Below are 12,361 nucleotides of genomic sequence, written 5' to 3'. Positions count from 1 at the left end.
TAGCGGTCGTTGTCCTTGTCATAGGGAAAGCCGGCTATCTCGGGCTTGTACATCCCAAATACAGGTATCCAGCCTGTGATGCCCCGCTGCTCGAGCATGAAATAGTTGGAGCCGTTGGAGTAGCCGGTATCAGCCAGCAGCTCCTGCATGAGGAGGCCATTGGCTTTCAACCTTCTTTGTACCTGCATCACCAGGGAAGGCAGGTGCTGGCTGTCCCGGCCGTCGGCAAAGTCCGCCCGGATATGGGAGATAACACCTTTGGCCGTATCGACCACCAAGCTGCAGTGGTAGTTGAGTTTTCTGGCTTTCCCGGTTTCACTGATATGCGGGCATCGGGGTCATGCGGGGAGTAGTGGGTCTTGTTGCTGACCAGCTGTGCCTTTTCATGGGTTGAACCCAAGGAGGTGAATGTGCCCCTGATATTCTCCTGATGCTTCCCCAGCTTCCTGAGCTGATGGGCGGGGGCGGTGATAACCTGTGCCGGTTTGCTGTGGCGCTTGCCTGCCTCCTGCTGTTGCACTGACTCCTGGGGTTGCTTTAACAGCAGGCTGTCCATAGAGGCATTGGCCTTCACTGGCGCTGAGTCTACGGCTTGTATGTCACCCCTGACCATACCCTTCTCCACGCACAGGGTGAAAACTTTATTGAACAATGCTTCAAAAAGGGCCTCGGGAAAGAGTTGGCGGGTGCGGGATACAGTGGAGTGCCAGGGCAGGGGCTCGTCAAGCTGATAATCCAGAAAGAACAAAAGGTCCAGGCGTAGGCTGCAATGCTCGATGAGCCTGCGGTCAGAGGTGATGTTCTCCAGGTAGCCCACCAGGCAGAGCTTGAAGAACACCACCGGATCGATGCTCTGCTGGCCACACTTACCGTAGTAGTCCCGCGTCAGCTCGGTGAGGAAGCTCAGGTCCAACTGCTGCTTGAGCCGGCGGTAAAAGTTGTGCTCCGGCACGTGCGCCGAGAGCGAGAAGAGCAGCTCCTTCTCATCTTTGAAAGTTTTCTTGCCCTGCATTACTAAAAGAAATAGGTCAATTATCCTTTAACGCCTATCTTCAGCCGGTTGTGCAACAGCCACCCTCGTTTTGCGGGACAAGGCAACCTGTACATATGTTGGAAAAGCAGCGAACGGTAGAGAACATCAAATCCCACATAATACCTCCTGGTGAACACAAACAAAAGTCTATTCCTCTACAAACCGAAATTGCTTCAAGCCTGGCGGAGGGTATTGCATAGTAGAACGTAACTTTAACTTTCGCTACATTAATCATACAGTTCATGACAGGCGACAGGCGGTTGGTTCCCTTTCATTTTGTATTGCACTTCAGACGTAATACTTTTAATTGAATTTTATAATTAGGGTATGAAAATGAAGGCGATAACCCCCAAAATCATGACATTGCTCATTCTACTTGTTCTGTGCATCGGTGTGCCCTGCTTACAGGCACAGACAAGCGTGTCAGAAAAAAGAATGAAATATGTTATAGAGGATACAAGTCAAGGCCTAAAAATAGAGTACAATGGTAAAATCACGCTCAGTCTGGATGACCGAAGTATAAAAGCCATTTCCGATGGTGGCTACCTGAGAATTGAAAAAACTACTTTCGGAAATTCCCGGGAGCTGTTAATCAATAGCAGGGGGAATGATTTGAATTATGAATACAGGGAAGGTGGGCGCCTAAAGCCTTATGAACCTGACGGGAAAGCTTGGTTTTCCGACATCCTGCCGGAGCTTGTTAAGACTACACCCATCGCCGCGGAACATCGTGTAGAGCGCCTTTTCAGTAAGGGTGGTGTAAAGGCAGTAACAGGGGCACTGCCAGATTTGAAAGGAGAAAATGTGCGTGCTGCTTTTATCTCATATTTACTTAAAAAAGATATCAAAGAAGAGGATTTAACGCACATCATTCAAACAGTGGGTAGTGTGATTCAATCTGACGTCTACCGGTATGACGTTTTCAGAATGATGTTCCCGGCGCACTCAAAGTCCCCGGCTCTTCTCTTGAAAGCCGTTGGAATGCTAGGTTCAGACGTTTATAGAATGGATCTAATCCAACCGGTAGTTCAAAGTCAAATTTTAGCAGGACAGCAGCAACAGGCTCTTCAACTGATCAATACTGTCAAAAGTGATGTTTATAAAACCGACATTGCTATAAGCTTGGATTTTGATAAAGTATCTGATAAACAATTGAGCGTTCTTCTGGAGAGTCTGATGACAAGAATTAATTCCGATGTCTACAGAAAAGATCTTCTTATGTCTGTATTACAAAAAAATACAGGTGATGAGAATAGATTGTTAATTCTTGTGAATAGTACTTCAAATATAAAGAGTGATGTTTATAAAGCGGATTTTTTGAAGGATGTCTGTCTTACAAATCCAGGCGAAAAAGTGAAGGCTAGAATTAGGGAGGCAGCAAAATCTATCAAATCGTCTGTTTACTACGGTGAAGTCATAAGGTGTTTAGACTGAACCAAACAGATGATACAGATAGGTCGCTATAAGAGCTGGAAGGGAAACTGTGTAGCTGTAAGTGGTTGATCTGCTAGGTACCGGGTGGGGGTAACATCGTGGTATTTTTGCTCCTGTGTGTGCCTCATGGTTCCTCTTTAAGGCTTTATTCGGGTATTAGTTAGGATTCCTATTAAAGTTAAATGTTAGACACCTTCCTTTAAAAACAACTAACAGTATGGTAAAAGCTATTTCTTTCAGCTGCATTTATCTGTTCATGGGAAGCTTTTTAGTTTACTTGCTCTACAGCTTGGGAGGGAAGCCTATGCTGGCAAACCTTTCCCCGAGCCAGTGGATAATGCTTTTATTGGTTACTTTTTCAGTTAGCCTCTTCATCACTGCTGGCTATTTTTACCTTGCTTACCGATTTACGTGGAGAAAGAGTGTTCAGGTTAGACTTGGGCTTACTTTTCTCTTGCTATGGGCCTCCACTGTGTCTGCCGCTTATTTCATTGTGCTTCAATCCGGAGCCTGGGGTTTGAGTACAGACCTGTCTGTATCGGAGAACAGGACGCTGTTCATGTTAAAGGGAGCCATTGTGGGATTAGTACTTAGTCTCTTCATCGTATGGGGTGATTTTTCATTGTTTGTATATAACCGCTATTCCTCTGAGACTTTAGTTGAACTTCAGGCTGCCCGGAAGCAAAAGGAGCTGCAGTTCCAGATACTTCGGTCTCAGCTCACGCCCCATTTTCTTTTCAATTCTCTCAATACAGCATCTAATCTGACAGGCACAAGGCCACAGCAGGCTGAAGGATTCCTGCGGAAGTTAGCCTTGAATTATAACCATCTGCTACAATATGCCGGTTCTCCCCTGAACAGCCTTGAAAAAGAACTGGAAATAATGGATAACTTCTTTCATCTCATGCAGATCCGCTTTGGGCAAAAGATAATGCTGGAAAAAAGAATAAACCCAACCTGTCTTTCAAATAAGCTACCCGCACTTTCCTTACAGCTTCTTGTTGAGAATGCGTTGAAACACAATGTGGCCACTGCCGAAAATCAAATGAAAATAGTTATTACAGCTGACACAGAACAAGTTGTTGTAGTGAACAATAAAACTGTCACGCCTGCTAGAGTAGCTTCTCATGGCATTGGGCTGAAGAACCTTCAGGCGCATTACAGCCATTTTTCTAATAGCCAGTTGCGGGTTTCCCAATCCAAAACCCATTATCAGGTAATCCTTCCTTACATACAGGGCTCAGAACGGAAGAACGATGTATAGCAACCCAGCCACCCGGCCTCTCTTTCGGCTCCTGCTTCCACCCGTCATTGGATGTGTGGTTTACCTTCTCGTGCTCTTAGCTTTTGACACAGTCTATAGGATCCTAGATGACTTTTTTAATCAGGAGTTACTGGTATGCATCGCCATGAGTTACCTTATTCTTGAATGTAATCGTTTGCTGGTGCTCCTGTTCAGGAAACGATTACATCAAACCCGACATCTCCGGATCCTGATGTCAATGATAGTATGCTGTGCTTTGGTGTTGACTGTCCTCATCACAAGCAGTACCCTTATTCTCTATTTTTATCAAGTAGAAAGCCTGACGAATATAGGAAGCTTTGCGACCGAGTTGAGGGTCTTCAACGGGATATTCCTTTTTATCGCTTTACTCTATCACACATACTTCCTAGGGTTTTTCTGGATATACCAACAGTTTCAATATAAAGTGGAAAATGAAACACATAAAACGGAAATACTGGACAATCAAATAATGCATTTTCATCATGTTCTTCATCCTGCCTTTCTGCTTTCTGGTCTTGAGTCCATTCTACTCAGATTACATGAAAAGCAGTTTGAAAAAGCGGATGATGGTATTCTGCTCCTTGCTGAAATTTACCGGTATCTTTTAAAACAGCACGATGAGCTTATTCCACTTGAAGAAGAAATACAGGTCATAAAGAAAATAGAAAGCTTCCTCCTCCATTATAGCCCCTATTATGTTAAAATAGAGTTTTCAGTATCGGATCAAAGCAGCTTGGTGGTACCACGGACCTTGGTAAGATTACTAGAGTCTGTTGCGAGTTCCCAGTTATCTTCGAAGCATGCGCCATTGGTTATATTACTAGAAGAGACAGATGGACAAGTAGTATTGAGCTTCCCTTCTAACTTTTCACTCATAAACGGAGAGAAGCTATACAAGATGCTGGAGGAGGTCCGGCTTCAGTATAGTTGGCTAGGAAGAGAGCTTCGCTGGGAGGATACGGGGTACTTTAAAATCTTTATTCCAACAGCAAAAAGTGACTCCATTATAACTATACCAGAACAAATAAATCAGCAGGTCGGAGAAACTGAAAACTATACCGGTCATATTAAAAAGCCCATTAAATGAAAGTCATTATTGTAGAGGATGAAGTGCCTTCATTGGAGAAGCTTACCTTTTTTCTAAAGCGGTACGATGCCCAGATTGAAATAATAGGTGTCGCCCAAAGCATACAAGAAACAGTGAAGCTTTTAATTGACCGCGGACAGGAAGCGGACCTGCTGTTAATGGACATTCAGCTGGCCGATGGCCTCTCTTTTCAGGCTCTTGATCAGGTGTCACTTAAAAAACCCGTCATATTTATAACGGCTTATAATCAATACGCACTGGATGCCTTCAAAGCAAATGGGATTGATTATTTGCTGAAGCCTATCAACTACGATGCTTTTTCTTCCAGCTTAGACAAGCTGAAGCAGTTAAGCGAATCTTTTAACAGTCACCTGTCTTCAGTTCAGGAAATTTATCAACACTTTAACAGGCCGGTTTACAAGGATCGCTTTCTGGTTAAAATAGGAGCTCATATTCATTCAGTGCCTACCGCTCAAATCCGCCTGTTTCATGCTGAGGGGCGTAATACCTATTTGATCCGTGAAGATGGACGAAGGCTGATAACGGATTATAAACTCGAATCATTGGAGGAGTTGCTACCACCTGATTCCTTTTTCAGGGTAAATAGAAGCTACATCGTTAGCTTAGAGGGGATCAAAGATGTGTTGATGTATTCTAACAGCCGCCTGAGGATCAACCCCAACTTTCCTTATGGGGAGGAAATCATTGTGAGCCGTGACAAGGTAGTCCATTTCAAAGCATGGTTCGGAGGGGGAAGAACAGACTAATTTAGAATCAGTCTATAGCTCGGGCTTGAAAGTGAGCAACCAGCTGTCCTCTGTCTATGCATGTTCAGACACATAGCAAGTTTACTGTCCGTCAATTACTATACACCTCACTTCAGTATATGGAGGCTATCTGGAGCAAATCTTTTCCATAACGTTCTCCTAGCTAATGTACCCCATAGGGTTTGTCATATTCATCGTAACATTATTCCCCCTAGACTTTTAATTACGCAGAGCATCGTCATTGCTAATGCTTTTCTTGGCCTTCCGTGGTTTATCTGTCTGCTCCAGCTGTCCAAAGCGGTATTCAAAGGTCAGCCTGATGCCTCGTGTGTAGTTGATGTTGTCCTCCCGCTGTACAAACTCACCCGTATCGACTTCACTGCGCATCCTGGTGCCTTTCATGAACGGATTTGCCAGGTTGATGCCGATGCCCCCCCGCTTGTTGAAGATGTCCTTGCGCAAGGTGGTGTTGTGGTAGTAGAAAGAAGCGACCCGCCCTTGCAGCACAACCCGTCGGGAGTTGAAGGACCCATTGAACCGGTACACCCAGCCTTTGCACAACTCGATAGAAGTAGAGGCACTCAAATTGTACATCCAGCCCGCATTAGCGGTATTCAACCCAGTGATATAGGAATGGTAAAGGTTCAGGTTGCTGTTAATGGTCCAGCCCTTCCTGGGCTTAACTGAGCCAAACAGGTTTATCCCGTACACATCGTTTCGGGCCACGTTTAGAAACGTGACAAACGTAGTGTCGCCATCTACGCTGGAGTAGGTGCGGCTAGTGATGGCATTATCGGTGATCCGGCCAAAAACTCCGGCATTGATGGATACCGTGTTGTTGTAAGTGCCATAGTTAAGCTCATACATATCTGTCAGCTCAGCATCCAGCTTCGGATTGCCGATCCGGAAATAGTTCGGAGTAAGTATCTGCGGGAAAGGGTTGAGATAGAACATATTCGGCCGCTGGATGCGCTGTGTAAAGTTTGCCCTGAAGGTATGCTTCTCCTTGAAAGTATAAGACATGGCCAAACTGGGAATAATGTTAGTATAGTGGGTATTGAAAGTCTGTTGCTCTGTTTTAAATTCAGCAGCAATGTTGGTGAACTCATAGCGACCGCCCAGTTTCAGGTTTACCTTCTGAAAAACCTTAAAGCCGTACGTCAGGTAGGACGCATAGACATCCTGGTCGTAGGCAAAGTTGCTTGCAATCGTTTCATCCCTGCCACTTACGATAGCCTTGTTGCTAAAGGTACCATCGCTGGTGACGCTACGCTGGATGGTCTTGGCGCCCACTTCCAGAAGTGTATGCTCTGTTACAGGGTGTATATAATCTGTCTGCAGGTTAGCTTCCCTGTTTTCATACTTGTTCTGGCTGTGCTGCCGGGCGACAAGCTGCTGATCGGTGTTGTATTCGTTCTGGTAGGTATTATCTACTGAATGGTAATTGTCATACAGGGTGAGGATGCTGAATTCCTGCTGTGGTTTCTTAAAGGTGTACAGGTAGTCGAGGTTAAAGCCATAGCTCAGGCCCTTGTTACGGGTATCAGAATCAAAAAAGGATCGTCGCTGCTCCTGGCCTTCCACGAAATAGATAGCCGTTCGTGTGTTGTCTATGAAGTCGTGGCCCGGCGTGAGCCGCACCGCTCCGCCCACACTGCTTCGTTCTGTTATGTTCCAGTCAAAGCCCACCTGTGAGCTGACATAACCCTCCCGTGTCTTTACCTTCCCATCCTGTATATACAGCGTGCGCTCGGTGACTCTTTCTAGGTGGGAGTCGCCCCGGTTGTAGAACTGGTTGGTGCCGAAGCTGGAGTTGATACCGAAGTTCCCCTTCCGGTAGTTTATATTGGCGCTGCCTATAGTGGACACATTGCCGGGAACGATGATGCCCCCGCCTGTAAAGCCCTGCAGGGTGTATTTCTTGGTGATGATGTTGATAATGCCGGCTGTGCCTTCCGCGTCGTATCTGGCGGAGGGGCTGGTGAGCACCTCCACCGATTTAATGATGTCTGCGGGAATCTGGCGGATGGCATCTGCGACAGTGCGAGCCATGATGGAGGAGGGCCTGCCGTTGATGAGCACCATGACATTTGAGCTGCCGCGCAGCTGTACATTGCCCTCCCCATCCACTGTCAGCATGGGCACGTTACGCAGCACATCGGCCCCCGTGCCTCCAAGGGTAGACTTATCGTCCTCCGCGTTGTAGACCAGGCGGTCCACCTTCTCCTCGATCAGGGGCCGCTCGCCGGTCACGACCACCTCCTCTAGGCTCCGGCTGCTGGGCTCAAGCATAATTTTACCCACCTCTTTTGTGGTGTTATCGGCCGCGAGCACAATATCTTCTAGTGTTTTGGCCGTGTAGCCAAGGAAGTTAGTCCTGAGGTCATAGGTTCCGGCAGCCAGTTTTGAGACCACGAATTCCCCTTTCGCATCTGTGATGCCGCCGTCTACTACTTTCCCCGTCTGTGCGTCCAGCACCGTGACGGTGGCATACTCCACCGGCATCTTGGTGGCAGCATCGATGATCGCGCCCGTGATCCTGGCGTTCCCCCTGACGAGACTACCCGCAGGAGAAGCCGAAGGTTGGTTAGGGCTGGTCCCCTGACCAGATGCTGGAAAAACTCCTAAGCCAAAAAGCAGAATAAGCATTACCGTCAGATGCTTCGTGAAAAAGATGGTGCTGCAATGGGAAGAGAAGTGTAAATCTGGCATAATAGTAAAGAGATTTTAAATGGAATAGGTTCTGGTGCAACTAAGATTGCACTAGCATGACAACTTGATTGAAAAGGGGGAACAGTTTAACACAATCAGTAGGACTGCCCTGTCATTCTCATTTCCTTGTGTATTTACAGGAGCATGTATTCACCCTTATTTTCCTGAGTTTAAACACCTCATCACTTCACCATAGAAATGAGGCGATTGGATAGATTTTGCTGTCACACGAAGGTTATCCATCACTTTCTCCTTGGGATTTGTGTTGCAAACCGCTTGTAGGAACCCTGCCTTATAATGTTCACTTCCAACATGTTGGGCATTGTCGATTAGAATCAACAGCCGTTCTTCGTTCATGTTGCCCGACTTTAACAGCGATTCGAGAAGTTCACTTTTGTAGTGATCCGAATCAATTTCTGCCATGGCAACTTTAAGTACGCCTTTTAAAGCATCGGCAGAAAGGCTTCTAGACCCTAGGCCCTGTATAATATGATATTTGTAGTGATCGCTGCTAACTGTGCGGAGCAGCCGGGATGCATTTTGCTGCTGACCCGCTATAAGCAGGCTGACTACATAAGGCTCGATCAGCTGCGATTTATAATGGTCTGAATCAATAAACTCTACGGCTTTAAAGAGGTCTTCCGAGGTAGCAGTGTTTTCAGGGAATAGCTTTTTGAAAATCTCGAAGCGGTAATGGTCAGATTGAACTTGGCTGCCTACTACATTGATGATAGTTGAAATATCCTCCTCCTTGATCTTCTTGTCTAACAGAAGCTTTAGATACGCTGCTCGCACAAGGTCACCTTCAAGTTCCGGTAGTGCCTTTACAACTTCACTTATCCCTCCTGTAGCGTAAAGCTGGTCTACACGGGACTCCGCTGCAATGGATGTAGTCTTAATAAGTTCCGGCAGGATCTCGGAGAGCCAGGCTTTGCCGTCAGGTTCATAGGGTTTTATTATTCCATCTTCCCTGTATTCGTAGTTCAGGCTGTTACCTGTGCTTTTAATCAACAGCTCCCGGGAATTTGCCGGAGTAGTTTTTTCAATTCTCAGGTAGCCACCATCGGAAATAGCCTTTATACTGCGCTCATCTGGCTCAAATGCTATTTTCCCGTTATATTCTACATTTAAACCTTGTTTACTATTGCTAAAGACATACAAGGTTGTTTCTCCGTCATTTTCTACATGTATACCTTGCTTAGTATTGCTAAAGACATATTTTAAGGTTTGTGCCTGGAGACCTGACACTAGCATGCTGAGAAAGAATAGTGCCGGTATGATTTTTATTTCGTTAATCATGTTTTGCTTTTTCATATCCTTTTTTGTTTAAATTATACCTGAAAGTAATGCACAGAAAAAGCAATAGAAAACGAAAGGAAACCAACTGCCGGTTGGCTGTCATGAACCGTATGTTTACTGTAGCGAAAGACGAAAGACAAAACATTACAAGATGTCCTAACACCTTTATGCGTACCTAATTTGCTTTCTACAGGAAAGCTATTCATGTGCTTGAGGTTGGAAAAATTTGGCATCTGCCTTGTCCCGTATCAGAGAAGCAATGACCAATTATATACCTAAAGATATGCTAGGCCAGGGAACAGGTGGAAATTACTATTCCCGAAGAGTAATTATTGACTTATAGTTTAGTAGGCTTACCCGATACAGAAAGTATTGACCTGCCTCATAGGCACTAGGCCTTTTTACTTATCCTTAACCGATTCGTCCTCCCTTCCATCCTCATAAAGTCCTTGCAAGGCAGTTACCTGATTGTTGCCCTCTTTGGCAAATTTAATTCTGAAATGGGGTAACTCAGCAATGCCAAATAGGTCCTGGCCCATGGATATGAGTGCATACTTTGGACCATCTGCTTTCTGATAGTATAATTTGTCTCCAACAAGCGATATAATTCTTGAACCATATCTCCCTTCATATTCCTGAAGCTTCTTAATGTCTAGCTTAATTGGGTTCCTGAAACCCTCTAATGTGGTCAGTTTCCAGTCATAAATTTTTTTTCTCTCACCAACACTACTGCTTTTTAGTTTCTCGAGAGCCTTTATCTGCGCCACAACGAATGCCTCTTCCTGGCTTGTTTCTATATGCGGCGTGACGCCTGTTCCTTCCCAATTGGTCTTGGTAATCGGGTTAATAGCCATACCGGTAGGCAACCAGACCAGGAAGCGTTCAGAAACAATCCTTGTCCCACCCGGATGAGCACCACCGCCTGTGGTTTCACCGATGAGGGTAGCCCGATTCAGGTTTTTAAGGTTGTAGGCAAATTCTTCAGGCGCAGAGAACGTATTTTCACTTGTCAGAATGTAGAGATCTATATCCGGCCTGCGTTTCCCCGGAACATAGGGCAGGGTCCACGTCTGCGTATACTCATTGGTTGGCCGGGAGTAAAAGGTATTCAAATGAACCGTATCTTCAGAGTAAAAGTAGCTGGTGATAAATTGGACCATGGAAGGATAAGCTCCACCATTCTTTCTTAAGTCAATGATCAAAGCGTCCGCGTTGCTCAAAAAGCTCATGGCGGCAACCGCAGCTTCTTTAGCATAATGAATATTGGAAAAGCTTCTTAGATCCAGATAACCAATGTTTCCATCTAAGATTTTGGCTTCTTTAAAACCGAAATTGTTGCGCCTTATTCCTTTTAGGTATTCGTTTATTTGCGCTAAGCTATCCGCAGGAGATACAGCCTTTTTATGCAGTTGGACCCCTTGCGGATCGAAAAGAACGCTTAAGTGCTTATCCTTGCTTACAGTTTGAAGGTCCTGCGTTAGTTTCTCAGCAAATTCCTCTGGCTGATCAATTGTCCTATATTTACCCGCCTTCATGTTGGCGCTGATCAAATGAACCATCTTATCCGCTACCTCCGGGAAAACGTAGTTTTCCTTTAAGAGCTTGCTCACCGAATTAACCACCTCCGCGCGCTCTTTTTTTGTTAAGGGCTTGGTACTATCCTGGGCATACAGACTAGGTGAAACAATAAAGCTCAGGAAAAGGAAAAGGAGTAACTGGCACTTATTTCTCATAGTTGACATGCTTAAGAATTAGTAATTTGTTTAATGGTTACTCTAAATCTACAGATGGTAAGGATCAACGGCAATTGAGTTGTAACTGGCTGTTGAACTTTTGTCATAGAACGTCGGATAAGAGTAGTGAACAGGGGAAAGTATACTCACTATGCTACAATTTCCTGGATACAGGTTCGACAAAGCAGCTCATTGTACAGGGAAAGTGAAAGATTAAATGAAGGTGCGGATAAGCCACAGCCTACTCCGCAACATGAACAAAATAATGCTAAACTTGGCTTTCCTGGAGCGGAAGGGGAAGGGTACCGTCGAGGATGCGGAAGATGTTTAACCTGGTGAGCTTTTGGGCAGGGCGAAGGATAAAAGGTGATGAACAGGCAGGGCAATCAAGAAGCAAGCAGAGCTGCAGAGACTATGTTGCTATAGTTTTATTTGTTTGTTCTCTACCTAGTAAACTTGTTATGCACCAATAAATACGCTTATTCTGCAGGGTAATCTGTAGGGGATATTGTACGCTAGCAACATGCGATTACTAGGGTAGAAGAGAGCTGATAAAATTTTACTAATGAGTAACTTCCTTTATTTAACATAACTGACGTTATAGAACAGTGAAAGCTCCTCTGGATGAGGAGCCTTCACTGTTTGTAGCCATAAGCTGAAATATGTTATAGAATGGTAAAATTGAGTATATGAGCCGTAGCTTTCGCTTATGCGTTTGCCTTTAGCAGCTATGGCTTATGAGCAATGCTAGGCGTATGTTTATTTTCTTCCAATGAAGAAATTTATCTCTGTTTCACATTGATGATCAGCACTTCCCAACATGTTCAGGAACTGTGTTTTTACATTTGAGAATTCTTCCTTCCCAAAAAATTGCTGAAGAGCAATCATCCGATCCAGGCGGTTTTCCCAGGCAGTTAACACCTCTTCATCAGCCGGTCCGTCAAAAGCCAACTCTCTGTCTTTTTTTACTTCTTCAGATTCAATCTTTAATCCCGCATGAATCATAACATC

At 45.1% G+C, this 12,361-nt stretch carries 8 protein-coding genes and 1 pseudogene; 4 read left to right on the top strand and 5 right to left on the bottom strand.

Translation table 11 applies throughout. The features are described from left to right. A pseudogene (locus ACFS7Z_RS26295) lies at nt 1-1,012 on the bottom strand (transposase); the annotation flags it as partial. A 378-nt stretch (nt 1,013-1,390) separates the two neighbouring features. On the opposite strand from ACFS7Z_RS26295, the gene ACFS7Z_RS26290 reads away from it, so the two are divergent. The 4 genes from ACFS7Z_RS26290 to ACFS7Z_RS26275 all read left to right on the top strand — a co-directional run bounded on the left by ACFS7Z_RS26290 (nt 1,391) and on the right by ACFS7Z_RS26275 (nt 5,606). After that, nucleotides 1,391-2,467, top strand: coding sequence for a hypothetical protein (locus ACFS7Z_RS26290; protein WP_377492122.1), 1,077 nt, complete (start codon nt 1,391-1,393; stop codon nt 2,465-2,467). 217 nt (nt 2,468-2,684) lie between these two features. Next, complete coding sequence (locus ACFS7Z_RS26285) at nt 2,685-3,731, top strand: sensor histidine kinase (RefSeq protein ID WP_377492119.1); 1,047 nt, start codon at nt 2,685-2,687, stop codon at nt 3,729-3,731. A 445-nt stretch (nt 3,732-4,176) separates the two neighbouring features. Further along, entirely contained in the window at nt 4,177-4,839 is a 663-nt protein-coding gene (locus tag ACFS7Z_RS26280; RefSeq protein WP_377492116.1) for a histidine kinase, read from the top strand. Further along, complete coding sequence (locus ACFS7Z_RS26275; RefSeq protein WP_377492112.1) at nt 4,836-5,606, top strand: LytR/AlgR family response regulator transcription factor; 771 nt, start codon at nt 4,836-4,838, stop codon at nt 5,604-5,606. Before ACFS7Z_RS26280 ends, ACFS7Z_RS26275 begins: the two co-directional genes overlap by 4 nt. A 219-nt stretch (nt 5,607-5,825) precedes the next feature. Here ACFS7Z_RS26275 and ACFS7Z_RS26270 read toward each other — a convergent pair whose 3' ends face one another. From ACFS7Z_RS26270 to ACFS7Z_RS26255, 4 genes are all read right to left on the bottom strand, one after another. Beyond that, nucleotides 5,826-8,318: a TonB-dependent receptor domain-containing protein gene (locus ACFS7Z_RS26270; RefSeq protein ID WP_377492109.1), complete on the bottom strand. Its 2,493-nt coding sequence runs from the start codon at nt 8,316-8,318 to the stop codon at nt 5,826-5,828. Nucleotides 8,319-8,474: 156 nt separating this feature from the next. Continuing rightward, entirely contained in the window at nt 8,475-9,632 is a 1,158-nt protein-coding gene (locus ACFS7Z_RS26265; RefSeq protein WP_377492107.1) for a hypothetical protein, read from the bottom strand. Between the two features lie 386 nt (nt 9,633-10,018). Further along, complete coding sequence (locus ACFS7Z_RS26260) at nt 10,019-11,350, bottom strand: S41 family peptidase (RefSeq protein ID WP_377492104.1); 1,332 nt, start codon at nt 11,348-11,350, stop codon at nt 10,019-10,021. Between the two features lie 759 nt (nt 11,351-12,109). After that, nucleotides 12,110-12,361: hypothetical protein (locus tag ACFS7Z_RS26255; protein WP_377492101.1), on the bottom strand; the 252-nt coding region annotated here is incomplete at its 5' end.

The sequence above is a fragment of the Pontibacter toksunensis genome (assembly GCF_042686245.1).
Classification (GTDB): domain Bacteria; phylum Bacteroidota; class Bacteroidia; order Cytophagales; family Hymenobacteraceae; genus Pontibacter; species Pontibacter toksunensis.
The sequence above is the reverse complement of the archived record's forward strand: the minus strand, read 5'-3'. Positions and strand labels throughout refer to the sequence as shown.